Below are 16,124 nucleotides of genomic sequence, written 5' to 3'. Positions count from 1 at the left end.
AGGGCCATCGACAACGGGACGACGTCCACGCAGGGTGGGGGTCGAGACACAGAAGGAGAACACCATGGCTGGTGGCATGTGGGGCGCGAACGTCGAGGAGCTGCGTGGGCTCGGTCAGACGCTGCAGCAGAAGGCGGACGAGATCCGCACGACCATGCAGAACCTGAACTCGCAGATCCAGAGCGTGCCGTGGGAGGGCCCCGACGCCCAGCAGTTCAAGGGCAGCGACTGGCCGGCCGCGCAGACGCAGCTCAACAACGTCGCGCAGACGCTGACGGACGCGGGCCAGAAGGCCACGCAGAACGCGCAGCAGCAGGAGCAGGCTTCGAACAGCTGATCCGCTGAGCTCCACGCAGGGCGCGGGACCCGGGACGGGTCCCGCGCCCTGCGTGTGCCCGGGGTCGGACGTGGCGCGCTGACGGGCGGCCGGGCGGTCGGTGGTCCGACGGTCTGCGAGACTGCTGGCGCGCCCCGCGCCGCCGGCGCGCGACGAGAGCGACCGAGAGGACCTGACGCATGGCCGAGCTGCGCTACCCGAGCGACGACTTCCCCGCGCCCGTGGGGGTGCGGCTCGACGCGCCCGACCGCTGGGTTCCGCTGCCCCACGTCGCCCTGCCGCTCGCGCTCGGGCGCGAGGTCGAGGAGGGGGAGTTCAACCCGAACGTCATCGTCGTGGTCTCGCGCATCCGGGCCGAGCAGACGCTCGACGACGCGCACGCCGAGGTGCTGCGCAAGCTCAAGCCGCTGCCGCGGCTGCGTCAGCTCGACGGCGGCGACGTGGACGTGGACGGCCTGCCGGGGCGGTGGGTCGAGGCGTCCTTCAAGGGCGGCGGGGGAGCGGTGCTGGTGCAGTCGGTGCGGACGGTCGTCGTCCCGCGCGGGCCGGTGGCCGACCTCGTCCAGACGACGGGGACGTGCACGCTCCTCCAGCACCCGTGGGCCGCGGCGGAGATCCGCGCGATCCAGGAGAGCCTGCGCGTCGACCGCTGACCCGGCGTTACATTCGCCCGGATCACAAGACGAGGTATCCACCAGGCGAGACCGGTGAGACCCTGGTCATGGAGGAGAGGGCCCGAGTGAGGCGACCCTCACCCCAGTCGTACAATCGAGAGGTCTCCTGCGGCCGGTACCCACTCCGGTCGACGCGGAACGGCCCGTCGGCCGCGCGGGAGAGACCCCCGTCCTCGACCGGAAGGCGCACCGTCCTGTGAGCAGCATCCGTCCACTGCGCGTCGCGATCGTCGGCGCTGGTCCCGCCGGGATCTACGCCGCGGACATCCTGTCCAAGACCGACCTCGACGTGAGCATCGACCTGTTCGAGCGTCTGCCTGCGCCGTTCGGCCTCGTGCGCTACGGCGTCGCGCCGGACCACCCGCGCATCAAGCAGATCATCGTGGCGCTCCACAAGGTGCTGAGCCGCGGCGACATCCGCCTGCTCGCGAACGTGGACTACGGCGTCGACCTCAAGCTGGACGACCTGCGCCAGTACTACGACGCGGTGATCTTCTCCACGGGATCGATCCGCGACGCGGCCCTGCCGATCGAGGGCATCGACCTGCCGGGCTCGTATGGCGCGGCCGACTTCGTGTCCTGGTACGACGGTCACCCCGACGTCCCGCGCACGTGGCCGCTCGAGGCGCAGCAGGTCGCGGTCCTCGGGGCCGGCAACGTGGCGCTCGACGTCGCGCGCGTGCTCGCCAAGCACGCGGACGACCTGCTGCCGACCGAGGTCCCGCAGAACGTCTACGAGATCCTCAAGGCCTCGCCGGTCACGGACGTGCACGTCTTCGCCCGCCGCGGGCCGGCGCAGGCCAAGTTCTCGCCGCTCGAGCTGCGGGAGCTGGGCCACGTCCCCGACGTCGACGTCATCGTGTACCCGGAGGACTTCGAGTTCGACGAGGGGTCGATGGCGGCCATCAGCTCGTCCAACCAGACCAAGCAGGTCGTCAAGACCCTCACGGACTGGACGCTCAAGGACCCGAGCGAGAACACGGCGTCGCGCCGCCTGCACCTGCACTTCCTCCACGCGCCGGCGGCGGTCCTCGGCGACGGCAAGGTCGAGGCGCTGCGCACCGAGCGCACGCGGCTCAACGGCGACGGCACCGTCTCCGGCACGGGCGAGTTCCACGAGTGGCCCGTGCAGGCCGTGTACCGCGCGGTCGGTTACTTCGGGTCGCCGCTGCCGGAGATCCCGTTCGACGAGCTCAAGGGCGTCATCCCGAACCGCGAGGGCCGGGTCATCGACATCGACGGCGAGCACATCCCCGGCGTGTACGCGACGGGCTGGATCAAGCGCGGCCCCGTCGGCCTCATCGGCCACACCAAGTCGGACGCCTCCGAGACGATCCGCCACCTCGTCGAGGACGTCACCGGTGCGGGCGACGGCGGCGACGTCGCGGCCGCGGACCTCGCGGCGGGGCGCGTCGCCCCGCTCGGGGACCCCGAGGCCGTCGTGGAGTTCCTCCGCGAGCGCGGCGTCGACCACATCGAGTGGTCCGGCTGGGAGCTGCTCGACGCGTACGAGCGCTCCCTCGGCGAGCCGCACGGGCGCGAGCGCATCAAGGTCGTGCCGCGCGAGGACATGATCCGCGTGGCGCGCGGCGAGACGCAGGTCGGCTGACCCGACGGTCGCGCCCGAGCACCTGAGCACGACGGCGCCCCACCCGCTCCGGGTGGGGCGCCGTCGTCGTCGTGCCCGGGAACGGGACGGTCGCCTCGGGCGTTCATCAGGTGGGCGTCGACGGGGTCGGCGCCCGTCGGGTGCCCGGCGGACCACGCGGGTGCCCGAGGCGCGGAAGGGAGCACAGCGTGGGGCGTCAGCACTTCAACGGTCTCAAGACGGCCGGCCTGTTCGGCGTCATGTGGGCCATCGTCCTCGGCCTCTGGGCGCTGTTCGGCGCCAGGGCGAACCTGCTGTGGCTGTTCGTCGGCATCGGGCTCGTGACGACGTTCTACGGGTACTGGAACTCCGACAAGATCGCGATCCGCGCGATGCACGCGCGCCCCGTGAGCGAGCTCGAGCAGCCCGCGATGTACCGGATCGTGCGCGAGCTCTCGACGGAGGCGCGCCAGCCGATGCCCCGCCTCTACGTCTCGCCGACGCAGGCGCCCAACGCGTTCGCGACGGGCCGCAACCCCAGGAACGCGGCCGTGTGCTGCACGGAGGGCATCCTGCGCCTCCTCGACGAGCGCGAGCTGCGCGGGGTGCTCGGGCACGAGCTCATGCACGTGTACAACCGCGACATCCTCACGTCGTCGGTCGCGGGCGCGCTGGCGGGCGTGATCACGTCGCTCGCGCAGTTCCTGCTGATCTTCGGCGGTGACCGCGACCGCGGCGGCAACCCGCTCGCGGCGATCGCGATGGTCGTCCTCGCGCCCGTCGCGGCGATGCTGATCCAGCTCGCCATCTCGCGCACGCGCGAGTACGACGCCGACGAGGACGGCGCGAAGCTCACGGGCGACCCGCTCGCCCTCGCGTCCGCGCTGCGCAAGCTCGACGCGGGCACGCAGCGGGCCCCGCTCCCGCAGAACCGCGACCTCGTGGACGTCTCGCACCTCATGATCGCGAACCCGTTCCGCGGTGCGGGCGTCGCCAAGATGTTCGCGACCCATCCCCCGATGGCGGAGCGCATCAAGCGGCTCGAGACGATGGCCGGCCACGGCCCGGGCTACGGCGGGATCACCTACCACTGACGGGTGCGGGGCGGCGTGCCGGGCGGGGCCACGGACGCGGCAGACGCGCGGCGCCGACACGCGGGGCAGGTGGCACGATGACCCCGCGCCCCGCCGCCGGACGCATCTCGCGCGCGACCTCGCCCTCGTGCTCCTCGCCGTCGGCGGGCCCACGCTCGTGCTGCGCCAACGGCACGGCCGCGGGTGGATCGTCGACGACGTGGTCACCGCGGTGACGGTCTCGGGTCTCGTGTGCCTGTCCGCGGCGGTCGGTCTCGCGTTGACGCGGCGCGCGCCCGGCCCGGTCGCGCGCGAGACGGCGCTCTACGTCGTCGTGGGCGTCTTCACCGGCGTCGGGGCGGCCGTCGGCACGTGGCGCGTCCTCGACGACCAGGCGCTCGCGCAGGGCTGGGTCGGCCTGCTCGCCGCGTACGTCGCGGTCGCCCTCCACGTCGGCCTGGGGGTCACGGCGCGGAGGCGCCGCCCGGCGCGCTGACCCCCAGCGCGTCGAGGAGGATGGCGGCAACGCCGTCGTCGTCGTTCGCGGCGGTGCGGTCGGTCGCCGCGGCCAGGACGTCGGGGTGCGCGTTCGCGACGGCGAACGATCGGCCCGCCCAGCGCAGCATGGGCAGGTCGTTGGGCATGTCCCCGAACGCCCAGACGTCGCGGGCGTCGACGCCGAGCCGGGCGCACCAGCGCGCGAGCGCGGCGTCCTTCGTCACGGCCGGGGCGAGCAGCTCGGCGAGGCCCGCCGCCCCGGAGTAGGCGAGGTGAGCCCGGTCGCCGACCGCGTCGCGCACGCGCGCGAAGAACGTCTCCTGCGCCGTCGTCTGCCCGTCCGCAACGACGACGGGCTGCGTCGCGGGGGCGTCCTCGACCGGCGCGCCGGGGTCCCGCGCGAGGATCTTGCCGACGGGCTGCCGGGTGACGGTGCCGGGGGTGGCGCCGGGCGCGGCGAGCGTCGACTCGACCACGGCGACGACGTCCGAGTCGTCGTCCGGGGTGGAGCGGAAGCCCGGGTCGAACGTCGGCCCGTCGACTCGCTCGAACGCGAGCGCGACGCCCGGCACGGCGGCGCGCAGGTCGGCGACGAGCGCGGCCGCCTCGTCCGGGGCGAAGCCGCACACGTCGAGCGGGCTCGCGGTGGCCAGGTCCCACACCGCCGCGCCGCCGAGGCAGATGACGTGGCCGTGCCCGCCGACGACGTCGGCGAGCTGGTCGAGCCAGCGCGGTGGGCGCGCCGTGACGAACACCACCTCCACCCCGGCGTCCTCGGCGGCGCGCAGCGCGGCGCGCGTGCGCTCCGAGACGGTCCCGTCGGACCGCAGGAGCGTGCCGTCGAGGTCCGTCGCGACCACGCGCGGGAGCGCGCTCGACGACGCGGCCGGACGACCCGGTGCGACCGGGCGCGCGCCGCCGTCGGGCAGGGTCACGGCGAGCGCTACCGGTAGTTGGTGAACTGCAGCGCGACGTCGAGGTCGGCGCTCTTGAGCAGCGCGATGACGGCCTGCAGGTCGTCGCGCGACTTGCTCGTCACGCGGACCTCGTCGCCCGTGATCTGGGTCTTGACGGCCTTGGGCGCCTCGTCGCGGATGATCTTGGTGATCTTCTTCGCGTTCTCGCTCGACAGGCCCTCCTTGAGGGTCGCCGCGAGGCGGTACTCCTTGCCCGACGCCTTGGGCTCCTTGTCGCCCGTGTCGAGGGACTTGAGGGAGATGCCGCGCTTGATGAGCTTGGTCTCGAAGACGTCGAGGATGGCGAGCACGCGCTCGGCCGAGTTGGCGGTCATCACGATGCTCTCGCCGCTCCACGCGATCGACGCGCCGACGTTGCGGAAGTCGTAGCGCTGCGCGACCTCCTTGGCCGCCTGGTTCAGCGCGTTGTCGACCTCCTGGCGGTCGACCTTGCTCACGATGTCGAACGACGAGTCGGCCATGGGTGGTCCTCTCTCGGGCCGGAACGGGTGCTGGGTCCCACCGTAGTCGAGCGGGCTCAGGCTCGGGTCGCGAGACGCGTCGCGCGCGCCGCCCGCAGCCCGTCGACGGAGAGCACGACGAGCGCGGCCCACACGAGCCCGAAGCCGGCCCACCGGGTCGGCGACATGGGCTCGTGGAACACGAGGAGGCCGACGAGGAACTGCAGCGCCGGGCCGAGGTACTGCAGGAGCCCGACGACGCTCAGCGGGAGCCGTCGCGCGGCGGCGCTGAAGAGGAGCAGCGGCAGGGCCGTGACGATCCCGGCGGACGCCAGGAGGAGCGCGTGGCCGGCCCCCTCGGCGCCGAAGGTGCCGGCGCCCGTCGTGCCGAGCCAGACCAGGTACGCCAGGGCGACGGGGGTGAGCACGGCCGTCTCCACGGCGAGGCCCGGCAGCGCCTCGACCGTCCGGCCCACGCGGTTCTTCACGAGGCCGTAGAGACCGAACGAGCCCGCGAGCGCGAGCGCGATCCACGGCAGCCCTCCCGAGCCGGTGCTGATGACGACCACGGCGGCGACGCCGATGCCGACGGCCGCCCACTGCGCCGGGCGCAGCCGCTCGCGCAGCACGGCGACGGCGAGCAGGACCGTGACGAGCGGGTTGATGAAGTACCCGAGCGCGGCGTCGAGCACGTGGCCGCTGAGCACGCCGTACACGTAGACGGTCCAGTTGGTCACGATGAGGACGGCGGCGACGGCGAGCACGCCGAGCGTGCGCGGGGTGCGCAGCGCGGTGACGAACCCGCCGAGCTGGCGCGTCGCGGCGAGGAGCACGAGGCAGAAGAGCAGGCTCCACACGACCCGGTGCGCGATGATCTCGAGCGGCGCCGCCGGCTCCAGGAGCGGGAAGTAAAGGGGCATCGCGCCCCAGAGGAAGAACGCGCCGGCACCGAGCAGGAGGCCCCAGCGGTCGGTCGGGGCGGGGGCGCCGCGCGGGGGGCCCGACGGCGCGGCCGGAGCGGGCGCGGACGGTGCGGCGGTGGGGGCGGGGCCGGGGGTCCCGGTGCCGGGGAGGTGGTCCGGCGCGGGGGAGGGGTGGGTCACCGCACCACTCTACGGACGGGTGCCCACAGGCGGATTTCGCACCTGGTCCGGTCGGGCTGTATCGTTGGCACGCCCGCACGGCAGGGGCTGCACCTGGTGCAGCCGCTCTCGGCGAGCGACAACTCCACACGGCAGGTTGCCCGAGCGGCCAAAGGGATCTGACTGTAAATCAGACGGCTCAGCCTTCGGGGGTTCGAATCCCTCACCTGCCACCGGAACGGCGGGGCGTCACCTACGGGTGGCGCCCCGTCGTCGTCGTCCCGGACGGCGCGCGGCGCCGGTGGAGAGCGAGGCCGGAGTGCCCAGGAACGGCGGAACGGCGCCGATTTCGTTCGACGCCGTGTTCCGTGTAGAGTTTTCCGCGCTGCCCCGATAGCTCAGTCGGCAGAGCATCTCCATGGTAAGGAGAAGGTCAAGGGTTCGATTCCCTTTCGGGGCTCTGTGGTGACGCGGGGTCGTCTTGCTGGAATACTGCGAGACGGCCTCGCGTTCAGTCACGCGGCGGGGTAGCTCAGATGGTTAGAGCGCACGACTCATAATCGTGAGGTCGCGGGTTCGATCCCCGCCTCCGCTACCACTTTCGACAACCTCGCACGGCGGCCGGCGTCGTGCGACCTGCACAGCACATGCGCCCTCCGGAGGCGCGAGAGGTGGCTCACTACCGTGGCAAGCAAGAGCGCTGACGTTCGCCCCAAGATCACGCTGGCCTGCGTGGACTGCAAGGAGCGCAACTACATCACGAAGAAGAACCGTCGCAACGACCCGGACCGCCTGGAGCTCGCGAAGTTCTGCCCGCGCTGCGGCAAGCACACCGCGCACCGCGAGACCCGCTGAGCCTCCGGCTCCGCGCCCGCGCACCGCAGTGAGCGTCAACCTGGCCTACGTCGGCCGCGAGTACCCCGCCAACGCGCCGTACTCGGTGGGACGCGAGAAGCTGCGCGAGTTCTCCGGCGCCGTCGGCGCCACCCACCCCGTGCACCACGACCTCGTGGCGGCGCGGGGTGCTGGCTATCCGGACCTCGTCGCACCTCCGACCTTCGCGGTCGTCGTCGCCCAGCGGGCGGAGGGGCAGCTCATCGAGGACCCGGAGGCGGGCATCGACTTCTCGCGCGTCGTCCACGCGGACGAGCGCTTCACGCACCACCGGCCGATCGTCGCGGGCGACGAGCTCGTGACCGTGCTGCACGTGGACTCGATCGTCGAGCGAGCCGGCCTCGCCATGGTCACCACGCGCTGCGAGATCGCCGCGCTCCTGCCCGACGGCGGTACCGAGCCGGTCTCGACCGTCACCTCCACCCTCGCCGTCCGCGGGGAGGGCGCATGAGCACCGACGTCACTCGCCCCGTCCTCGCCGACCTCTCCGTCGGCGACGTGATCGGGACGCGCACGGTCGAGGTCGACCGCGCGCGCCTCGTCCGCTACGCCGGCGCGAGCGGCGACTTCAACCCGATCCACTGGAACGACGCCTTCGCGACGGAGGTCGGTCTGCCGGGCGTCATCGCGCACGGCATGTTCACCATGGGCGCCGCCGTCGCGCTGGTCGAGGACTGGGCCGGTGACCCGGGCGCCGTCGTCGACTACCAGACGCGCTTCACGCGCCCCGTGGCCGTGCCGAACCCCGGCGTCGCGACGCTGGAGGTCACCGGCACCGTCGGCGCCGTGGACGCCGACGCCGGCACCGTCCGCGTCGACCTCACGGTCACGTTCGAGGGTGCGCGCGTCCTCGGCAAGACGCAGGCCGTCGTCCGCCTCTGACCCGAGGTCGCCTCGGGCGACCCCGCGCTCCCGACGCCACGAGGGCGCCGCACCCGGCCGGGTGCGGCGCCCTCGTCGTCCCGCTCGGACTCAGCAGGTCTCCCAGCAGTCGGGGCCGCCGCTCTCCCGGGGCGGCCCGGCGACCTCCCCCTCGTCGAGGTACGTGGTGTGCTCCACGACGTGCTGCAGCGCGGCACCCTCGTCGCTCGTCCCCGCGGTCGGGTCGTCGGCGGTGGGCTCGGAGCCGGACGTGCCGAGGTCGACGTCGAAGGTGAGCTCGAGGAAGCGGTGCTCGGTGGTGTCGTAGACGAGGCGCACGATCCGGTTGCTCTGGTCCTCGCCCACCCACTCGAGACCCTCTCCGGTGCGACCCTGCGTGTCCTGGACGGCACCCAACGGGGTGCTGCCCGTCAGCCCGTTCAGGGTGGCCCAGAGCCCGTCGCGCACGGCGGGCGAGGTCGGCCCGCTCGTGAGGAGGTTCCACGTCTTCTGGGCGAGCGCGTCCTCGTTCACCGACCCGAGCTCCGCCCGGATGCTGTCGCGCAGGAGCGCGTCGAGCTCCGCGGGGTCCGTCGGGAGCGTGGCGAGCGCGTCCCAGCTGAGCCGGACGAGCTCCCCGTCGACGACGAGCGACCCGAACGTCGAGCCGGGCCAGGGCTCCAGGGCCTCGTCGCCTTCCAACGCTCGGTACGAGTCGCCCTCCGGGTCGCGGGCGGTCCAGTACGTGATGCCCTGCGTGCTCTCTTCCGTCCGTCCGTCGCTGGTCGTGTTCGTCGTGGTCGTCAGGGTCCGGACGCGCCAGTACGGCCCGTCGGAGGGTCCGTTGCCCTGCGGTCTCCCGTCGGGACCCAGGGCCGCGGCGTCGCCGCCGCTCGCCGGGGCGAGCTGCGAGGGATGGGTGGGACTGGGCTCCGCCCAGTAGCTCGCCGCGCCCACCCCGCCGGCGACGACCGCGAGCGCGCACAGGCCCGAGACCAGGGTGCGGCGCCGCCGTCGGGTGCGACGGGCCGTCGGGAGCACGCGGTCGGTGTCGACGTCGATGCGGGGGGCGAGCGTGTCGACCCGCGCACGGAGCGCGTGGACGAACGTCTCGTCGTCGGTCGGAAGGGTGCCGGTCATGGCTGCCTCCTGTCGGTCTGGTCGCTGGTCGGGTGGTGCGGCAGGCGGGCGGTGCGCAGCGCACCGCCCCGCGCGTCGGCGGGATCGGCGGCGCCGAGGTCGTCCGCGACCTCTCTCTCGCTCAGCCCGACGAGGTGGCGCAGCACGACGATCCGGCGCTGGCGGGCCGTGAGCGTCGCGAGCGCGCGGACGAGGACGTCCCGCTCGGCGTGCTGGTCGGCCCGGGCGTCGCTCGCGGTCTCGGGGAGGTCGGGCGGGGCGACGAGCACCTCGCGGCGTCGGCGGCGCCACGTGTCGACCCGCAGGTTCGCGAGCGTGCGGCGGGCGTAGGCGTACGGGTCGCGCTCGCGCGCCGTGCGCCAGTGCAGGTACGTCCGGGTGAGTGCCTGCTGGACGAGCTCGTCGGCCAGGTGCACGTCGCCGCACAGCAGCCACGCGGTGCGCGCGAGCCGCGGTGCGGCGCTCGCCATGAAGTCGCTGAACTCCTGCTCGTGCGAGGTGACGGCGCGCACGACGGGGAGGACGGCGTCCGGGGGTGGGCTCTCGTCGGGCTCGTCGTCGGCCGAGAGGGCGATCGCGTTCACGGTCATGACTGTCACACGCGTGGCCGCGCCGGAAGGTTGAGTCTCGTGCCGAGACCGGAGCGCAGATTTCGACATCGTTCGCCACGGCCCGCCCCCTTTCGCCATGGGAACGCTCCCACTACCGTGGGTCGCGCACCTCACGACGTCGAAGGAGACGCTCATGACCCAGCACGGCGGCCGCGCCGCACCCCACGAACCTCGCGATCTCGACCCCGCTCCCGCGCCCTCGCGGGGGCTCGACCGTCGCGCCGTCCTCGCGCTCGGCGGAGCGCTCGCGCTCGCCGGGCTCACGGCGACCCCGGCGGCGGCACGACCGGGCGCGACCCTGCCCGCGGCAGCGGGCGCCGTCGGGCAGACGGCCGGTGGCCCGACGCGGAGCCGCGCGGCGTCGGTCCAGCGCGCCCACGGCTTCCTCGCCGCGGCGACCGACGCCTACCCCGAGGTCAACCCCGGCCCGCGGCTCGCGCAGTCCTACGCCGACCAGCTCGGCCTGTTCTCCACGGCGTTCGTCTACGACAACGCCCTCGCCGTCCTCGCGACGCTCACGGCGGGGCGCCGCTACCTCGACCGCGCCCGCGCGCTCGGCGACGGGCTCGTGTTCGCGCTCGAGAACGACCCCGACCACGACGACGGCCGCCTGCGTCAGGCGTACAACGTCGGGCCGTACACGTTCTACGACGGCACGCCGCAGGAGCACGGCCTCGTGCTGCCCGACGGGACGGCGAACGTCGGGTGGCAGTTCGGCTTCCTCGGGACGGCGGTCGGGGACATGGCCTGGCCCGGCATCGCCCTGCTGCACCTGTACGCGGCGACGCGCGACGCGCGCTACCGGGACGCCGCGCTGCGGATCGGCGAGTGGATCGTCGCGCACACGTGGTCCCGGGCGCCCCTCGGCGGCTTCTCGTTCGGCGTCGACGGCGCGAACGTCCCGATCCCCAACGGCTCGACCGAGCACAACATCGACTGCGTCGCGTTCTTCCGCCAGCTCGGCTCCGTGACGCGCGACCGGCGCTGGGACCGGGCCGCCGAGCACGCCCGTGCGTTCGTCGACCGCATGTGGGAGCCCGACGGCGGCTACCTGTACACCGGCACGAACGACGGCACCGAGATCAACCGGGACCCGCTCCCGCTCGACCCGCAGACGTGGGGCTGGCTCGCGCTGCGCGAGCGCCGCTACGCCCGCGCGCTCGACTGGGCGGACGACGCGCTGGCCGCACGGGACGTCGCGGGCGAGGGCGTGTCGCAGCTCCCCGCCGGGACGGTCGTCGAGGGCGTGACGTTCTCGAGCGCCAGCCTCACGTCGAGCGCGTCGTACAACGGGCTGCCGGTGCACCAGCAGGGGGTGTGGCTGGAGGGCACGGCGCAGCTCGCGTCGGCGCTCGCGGACCGCGGGGCGCGCGGGCGGGGGAACCGCGACGACCGGCGGCGGGGACGCCGCGGCTGCGAGCGGGACGACGACCGGGTCCGGGCCGAGGGTCTGCTGCGCGAGGTGCAGGGCGTGCAGGAGGGCGTCGGCGCCGGTCAGACGATGGGCGGCGCGGCGCTGCCGGACCGCGGCGGCGTCGTCGCCGCGTCGAGCCTGCTCGACTCGGGCTTCGGGTTCGGGTACTTCCAGGTGCAGCACGTCGGGGCGACGTCCTGGTACGTCATGGCGGCCGCGCGGGCGAACCCGCTGCAGCCCGGTCGCCTCGGCTGACCCGCCGGTGTCAGGTGGTGGGGGCGGGGCCCGTCGTCGTCCCCACCACGAGCTCGACGTCGAGCTCGGCCGTCGTCGGGCTCTCGCCCGCGAGCTGGCGGATGACGGCGACACCGAGCTCGGAGCCCTTGCGGGCGAGCGGCTGGTGGACGCTCGTGAGGACGTCCGGGGCGAGCCAGGGCAGGTCGAGCCCGTCGAACCCCGCTACGGAGACGTCGTCGGGCACCCGCAGGCCGAGCTCGCGCGCGGCGAGCAGGGCGCCCGCGGCGAGCAGGTCGGAGTGGGCGATGACCGCCGTGGGTCGGGTGGCGGGGTCGGCCGGCTCGGTCGACCCGTCCGCGCCCGGGCGTCCCAGGAGGGCCAGCGTCGCGGAGCGGCCGTGCTCGACGAGCGACGCCTCGGTCTCCCAGCTCGCGACGGGCTCGACGACGTCCCGCACGCCCGCGAGCCGGTTCGCCGTCGGCGTACGGTCCACCTGGGCGAGCCGCCGCGCGTCGATCGGCCCGCTGCGGTCGGAGTTGTCGAGGGGGAGCGAGACCTCCGCGATGCGGGCGTGGCCCAGGTCGACGAGGTGCCGTACGGCGTCGGCCGTCCCGACCCGGTCGCGGATCGCGACGAGCGGGGTGCCCTCGACCGCGCGTCCCTCCCCGATGACGACGGGCACGCCGCGCCGCTGGAGCGCGGCGAGCGTCGCGTCGTCCGACCCCACGCCCCACACGAGGACGGCGACGTCCATGGCCGCGCTCTCGACGAGGGGGTCGACGGCGCGGGCCGGGTCGTCCGACGGGATGCCGGGGATGAGGAGGACGCCGAGGCCGTTCTCGCCGAGGGTCGAGACGAGGCCGTCGAGCACCTGGACGGCGACGGGGTCCCGGAACGCTCGGCGGAGCTGGTCGCCGACGACGACGCCCACGACGCCGGACCGCCCCGACCGGAGCTGGCGGCCGAGCGGGTTGGGCCCCGTGTACCCGAGCTCCTTCGCCGCGTCGAGCACCCGGGCCCGGGTCTCGGGGGTGATCGGTCCCGCGCCGGAGAAGGCGAGCGACGCCGTCGAGACGGAGACGCCGGCGAGCTCGGCGACCTTCGCGAGCGTGGGGCGGTGGGCCGACGGCCCGGCCGCGGGCTCCCGGTTCCCGGGGGTGTCGCTCATCACGCTCCCTGCCTCCCGCGCGCGCGGGATTCTCGATTGACGCGCGGCCAGCGTACCCGCACACTGGTGACCATGCCTCGAATCGATTCGAAGCGCACCCTCGTCCGTCGGATCGAATCGATTCGAGGAGGTGCTGCGCAGTCACCGACCGACCTCCTGTCCGACCCCCGCGCCCTGTCCCGGGCGCGCTGGGTCCTGCTGGGCGTGTTCGCGCTCAACGGCGGCATGATGTCGAGCTGGCTCGCGCGCATCCCCTCGGTGCGCGACGCGCTCGGCCTCACCCCCGCCGACCTCGGCGTCGTGCTGCTCGCGGGTGCCGTCGGTGCGCTCGCCACGGTCACCGCCGCCGGCCCCTTCGTCACGCGCTTCGGCGGCCGCGTCGCGTTCGCCGTCTCCGCGGTCCTGTTCGGCGTCGCGTTCCTGCTGCTCGGCCTCGGCCCCGCGACGGGCTCCGTCCCGCTGCTCGCCGCGGGCATCTTCGTCAACGGCATGGCGTTCTCGCTCGGCAACGTCCCGATGAACGTCGAGAGCGCGGGCATCGAGCGGCGCGTCGGGCGCACCATCCTGCCCCAGTTCCACGCCGCGTTCTCCGTCGGCGCCGTCGTCGGCTCGCTCGTCGGCGCGGCCTGCGCCCACGCGCAGGTCCCCGTGCTCGTCCAGTTCGTCGCGACGGGCGCCGTCGCCATGGCCTGGCGCCTCGCCGCGATCCCCGCGACGGTCCACGACACGCTCCCGACGCGCGCCCCGGCGGACGCTCCCGCCCCGGTCGAGGCGCTCGGCGACGCCGTCGTCGACGTCGAGACGGCCGGGCTCCGCGCGCGCCTCGCCCGTCGTGGCGCACGGCTCGGGGCGGCGCTCTCGGCCTGGCGCGAGCCGCGCACGCTGCTCATCGGCCTCGTCATCCTCTCGGCCGCGCTGTCCGAGGGGTCGGCCAACGACTGGCTCTCGCTCGCCGTCGTCGACGGGTTCGCGCAGACCGAGGCCGTCGGGGCCGTCGTGTTCGGCACGTTCGTCGCGGCCATGACGGTCATGCGGCTCGCCGGGACCCGCCTCATCGACCGCTTCGGCCGCGTGACCGTGCTCCGCGCCTCGGGCGTCGCGTCGATCGCCGGGCTGCTCCTCTTCGGGTTCGCGCCGACGCTCCCGCTCGCCGGGGCCGGGGTCGTGCTCTGGGGCTTCGGTGCGGCGCTCGCGGTGCCCGTCGGCATCGCCGCCGCGTCCGACGAGCCGCTGCGCGCCGCCAGCCGCGTGTCCGTCGTGTCCGCGTTCGCGTCGATGGCGTCGCTCGCCGCACCGCCCCTGCTCGGGCTCGCCGCCGAGGCCATGGGCGCGCGCCACGCGCTCGTGCTCATCGTCGCCGCGATGGTCCTCAGCGTCCTCCTCGCGCGCCAGGTCACGCCCCTGCGCACCCCGGCCGCGCTCGCCGCCCGGGCGCCGCGTCGCCCGGCGGGTGTGGACGACGGCGTGCCGTCCGGGGTGGAGGATGGACCCGAGACCGACGCACCGGTCGCCGTGGACGCCGTCGACCGCACGGTCGACGTCGACCGGGACGGCGCGACCGGCGCCGTCCCGGACGAGGCCGACGACGCGCACCGCCCCCGCCGGGCGCGCCGGCCCCGCGCGACGCCCCGCACCGGGGCGTCCGTCACCGTCCGCCGTGCCGCCGCCCGTCGCCCCCGAAACCGCCTGTCGCACCGTCGCGAGGAGACCTCCGCATGACCGCCGCCCGCACCGACCGTCGTGTCGTCGCGCTCGCCACCTGGGCCGTGTTCGCGGTCTTCTTCCTCAACGGCTTCAACTTCGCGACCTGGGCGTCCCGCCTGCCCGCGGTCCGGGACTCCCTCGGCTTCACCGAGGCCCAGATGGGCCTCCTGCTGCTCTTCATGGCCGTCGGCTCGCTGCTCGCGCTGCCGCTCTCCGGCATGGTCGTGCAGCGGCTCGGCGCGTCGAAGGCGGTCACGCTGTTCGCCGTGACCAACGTCGTCGGCCTCGTCACCGCCGTCACGGGCGTGGCCACGGGGGAGGACGTCGTCGTGCGGGTCGGGCTCTTCCTCGCCGGCATCGGCACGGGCGTGTGGGACGCCGCGATGAACCTCGAGGGCGCCGCCGTCGAGCAGCGGCTCGGCAAGGCGATCATGCCGCGCTTCCACGCCGGCTTCTCGTTCGGCACCATGGCGGGCGCGGGCGTCGGGGCCCTCATGGCCGCGCTGCACGTCCCGGTCCAGGCGCACCTCACGGCCGCCGTCGTGCTGAGCCTCCTCGGCGTCCTGTGGTGCGTGCGGTTCTTCCTCCCGGCCGGGCAGGTGGACCACGCCGTCGTCGACGCGTCGGAGGACGCCGCGGGCTCGGACCCCGCCGCCGCGGCGGGGAGCGGCGCACCCCTCACCGCGTCGGAGAACGCGCGCGGCGCGCTCAGCGCGTGGACCGAGCCGCGCACGCTCCTCATCGGGCTCGTCGTCCTCGCCGCCGCGCTCACCGAGGGCGCCGCGAACGACTGGGTCAGCCTCGCCGTCGTCGACGGCTTCGAGACGTCCGACGCGATGGGGGCGGTCGGCCTCGCCGTGTTCCTCACGGCCATGACCGGGATGCGCCTGCTCGGCACGGGGCTGCTCGACCGGTACGGCCGCGTCACCGTGCTGCGGCTCGGGGCGGCGCTCGCCCTCGTCGGGCTGCTGCTCTTCACGCTCTCGCCGAGCATCTGGCTCGCGCTGCTCGGCGTCGTCGCGTGGGGCATGGGCGCGGCGCTCGGCTTCCCCGTCGGGATGAGCGCCGCGTCCGACGACCCCGCGCGCGCCGCCGTGCGCGTGAGCGTCGTCGCGACCATCGGCTACTCCGCGTTCTTCATGGGCCCGCCCCTCATCGGGTTCCTCGCCGAGCACGTCGGCTACCGCGCCGCGCTCCTCGTCATCGCGGTGCCCGTGGTCGTCGGACTGCTGGTCGTCGGCGCCACCCGCCCCCTCCCGACCGCGGCCGGCTCCGCGGGCCAGCAGGCCGCCCAGCGCTCCGAGGAGACCCCCAACCGCTGACCCGCACCGACCGCAGGGCTTGCCGAGGTAGAGCCCTGGTCGGCCGAGGTAGAGGCGTGGTTTGCCGAGGTAGAGCCGTGGTCGTGGCCGACGGCGGTCTGGTC

General features: G+C 74.4%; 17 protein-coding genes and 3 tRNA genes. 14 read left to right on the top strand and 6 right to left on the bottom strand.

Features of this window, described 5'->3' with window-relative positions; genetic code table 11:
* Positions 1-64: 64 nt before the first annotated feature.
* The 5 genes from ABWU78_RS17950 (at position 65) to ABWU78_RS17930 (ending at position 4,168) form a co-directional block, all read left to right on the top strand.
* A complete protein-coding gene (locus tag ABWU78_RS17950; protein WP_021482523.1) occupies positions 65-337 on the top strand; it encodes a WXG100 family type VII secretion target in 273 nt (90 codons plus the stop codon).
* A gap of 179 nt (positions 338-516) precedes the next feature.
* On the top strand, positions 517-990 hold the full coding sequence (locus ABWU78_RS17945; protein ID WP_353707775.1) for an LpqN/LpqT family lipoprotein: 474 nt from the start codon (positions 517-519) through the stop codon (positions 988-990).
* A gap of 217 nt (positions 991-1,207) precedes the next feature.
* Positions 1,208-2,620: an FAD-dependent oxidoreductase gene (locus ABWU78_RS17940; protein WP_439159104.1), complete on the top strand. Its 1,413-nt coding sequence runs from the start codon at positions 1,208-1,210 to the stop codon at positions 2,618-2,620.
* A gap of 188 nt (positions 2,621-2,808) precedes the next feature.
* Positions 2,809-3,693 (top strand): zinc metalloprotease HtpX, encoded by an 885-nt coding sequence (gene htpX, locus ABWU78_RS17935; protein ID WP_353707777.1) that lies wholly within the window; start codon positions 2,809-2,811, stop codon positions 3,691-3,693.
* Positions 3,694-3,820: 127 nt separating this feature from the next.
* Positions 3,821-4,168, top strand: coding sequence for a hypothetical protein (locus tag ABWU78_RS17930; RefSeq protein ID WP_439159103.1), 348 nt, complete (start codon positions 3,821-3,823; stop codon positions 4,166-4,168).
* On the opposite strand, the gene ABWU78_RS17925 is transcribed toward ABWU78_RS17930, so the two are convergent.
* From ABWU78_RS17925 to rarD, 3 genes are read right to left on the bottom strand one after another with little or no spacing between them, the layout of a single operon-like run.
* The gene (locus ABWU78_RS17925; RefSeq protein WP_439159111.1) at positions 4,137-5,099 is read right to left on the bottom strand and encodes an HAD family hydrolase; all 963 of its coding nucleotides are present in this window, start codon (positions 5,097-5,099) and stop codon (positions 4,137-4,139) included. The two genes, ABWU78_RS17930 and ABWU78_RS17925, sit on opposite strands and share 32 nt — an antisense overlap.
* A 14-nt stretch (positions 5,100-5,113) precedes the next feature.
* The gene (locus ABWU78_RS17920; protein ID WP_253055098.1) at positions 5,114-5,608 is read right to left on the bottom strand and encodes a YajQ family cyclic di-GMP-binding protein; all 495 of its coding nucleotides are present in this window, start codon (positions 5,606-5,608) and stop codon (positions 5,114-5,116) included.
* A gap of 56 nt (positions 5,609-5,664) precedes the next feature.
* The gene (gene rarD / locus ABWU78_RS17915) at positions 5,665-6,690 is read right to left on the bottom strand and encodes an EamA family transporter RarD (protein ID WP_439159102.1); all 1,026 of its coding nucleotides are present in this window, start codon (positions 6,688-6,690) and stop codon (positions 5,665-5,667) included.
* A gap of 130 nt (positions 6,691-6,820) precedes the next feature.
* On the opposite strand from rarD, the gene ABWU78_RS17910 reads away from it, so the two are divergent.
* The 6 genes from ABWU78_RS17910 (at position 6,821) to ABWU78_RS17885 (ending at position 8,445) form a co-directional block, all read left to right on the top strand.
* A tRNA-Tyr gene (locus ABWU78_RS17910) sits at positions 6,821-6,902 on the top strand.
* Positions 6,903-7,056: 154 nt separating this feature from the next.
* Positions 7,057-7,129 (top strand) — tRNA-Thr (locus ABWU78_RS17905).
* 61 nt (positions 7,130-7,190) lie between these two features.
* A tRNA-Met gene (locus ABWU78_RS17900) sits at positions 7,191-7,267 on the top strand.
* An 86-nt stretch (positions 7,268-7,353) separates the two neighbouring features.
* Positions 7,354-7,524, top strand: coding sequence for a 50S ribosomal protein L33 (gene rpmG, locus ABWU78_RS17895; protein WP_021482899.1), 171 nt, complete (start codon positions 7,354-7,356; stop codon positions 7,522-7,524).
* Positions 7,525-7,552: 28 nt separating this feature from the next.
* Positions 7,553-8,014 (top strand): FAS1-like dehydratase domain-containing protein, encoded by a 462-nt coding sequence (locus tag ABWU78_RS17890; RefSeq protein ID WP_141388455.1) that lies wholly within the window; start codon positions 7,553-7,555, stop codon positions 8,012-8,014.
* The gene (locus ABWU78_RS17885) at positions 8,011-8,445 is read left to right on the top strand and encodes a MaoC family dehydratase (protein WP_253055099.1); all 435 of its coding nucleotides are present in this window, start codon (positions 8,011-8,013) and stop codon (positions 8,443-8,445) included. Before ABWU78_RS17890 ends, ABWU78_RS17885 begins: the two co-directional genes overlap by 4 nt.
* 90 nt (positions 8,446-8,535) lie before the next feature.
* Here ABWU78_RS17885 and ABWU78_RS17880 read toward each other — a convergent pair whose 3' ends face one another.
* Positions 8,536-9,564: a hypothetical protein gene (locus tag ABWU78_RS17880; RefSeq protein ID WP_253055100.1), complete on the bottom strand. Its 1,029-nt coding sequence runs from the start codon at positions 9,562-9,564 to the stop codon at positions 8,536-8,538.
* The gene (locus ABWU78_RS17875; protein WP_439159101.1) at positions 9,561-10,148 is read right to left on the bottom strand and encodes a sigma-70 family RNA polymerase sigma factor; all 588 of its coding nucleotides are present in this window, start codon (positions 10,146-10,148) and stop codon (positions 9,561-9,563) included. The genes ABWU78_RS17880 and ABWU78_RS17875 overlap by 4 nt, the downstream gene beginning before the upstream one ends.
* A gap of 160 nt (positions 10,149-10,308) precedes the next feature.
* Here ABWU78_RS17875 and ABWU78_RS17870 point away from each other — a divergent pair, with 160 nt between their 5' ends.
* A complete protein-coding gene (locus tag ABWU78_RS17870) occupies positions 10,309-11,844 on the top strand; it encodes a Tat pathway signal sequence domain protein (protein ID WP_253055101.1) in 1,536 nt (511 codons plus the stop codon).
* Positions 11,845-11,854: 10 nt separating this feature from the next.
* On the opposite strand, the gene ABWU78_RS17865 is transcribed toward ABWU78_RS17870, so the two are convergent.
* Positions 11,855-12,994, bottom strand: a complete 1,140-nt coding sequence (locus tag ABWU78_RS17865; protein ID WP_253055102.1) for a LacI family DNA-binding transcriptional regulator — start codon at positions 12,992-12,994, stop codon at positions 11,855-11,857.
* Between the two features lie 72 nt (positions 12,995-13,066).
* Between ABWU78_RS17865 and ABWU78_RS17860 the strand changes: the two genes are divergently transcribed.
* Positions 13,067-14,713 (top strand): MFS transporter, encoded by a 1,647-nt coding sequence (locus ABWU78_RS17860; protein WP_253055103.1) that lies wholly within the window; start codon positions 13,067-13,069, stop codon positions 14,711-14,713.
* Positions 14,710-16,020 carry an MFS transporter gene (locus tag ABWU78_RS17855; protein WP_253055104.1) on the top strand — a complete coding sequence of 437 codons (1,311 nt, stop codon included), beginning with the start codon at positions 14,710-14,712 and terminating at the stop codon, positions 16,018-16,020. The genes ABWU78_RS17860 and ABWU78_RS17855 overlap by 4 nt, the downstream gene beginning before the upstream one ends.
* The last annotated feature ends 104 nt before the right edge of the window (positions 16,021-16,124 follow it).

This window comes from Cellulosimicrobium sp. CpK407 (assembly GCF_051844275.1).
Classification (GTDB): domain Bacteria; phylum Actinomycetota; class Actinomycetes; order Actinomycetales; family Cellulomonadaceae; genus Cellulosimicrobium; species Cellulosimicrobium cellulans_G.
Note: the sequence above shows the minus strand (reverse complement) of the source record. Positions and strands in the feature narration are given on the sequence as shown.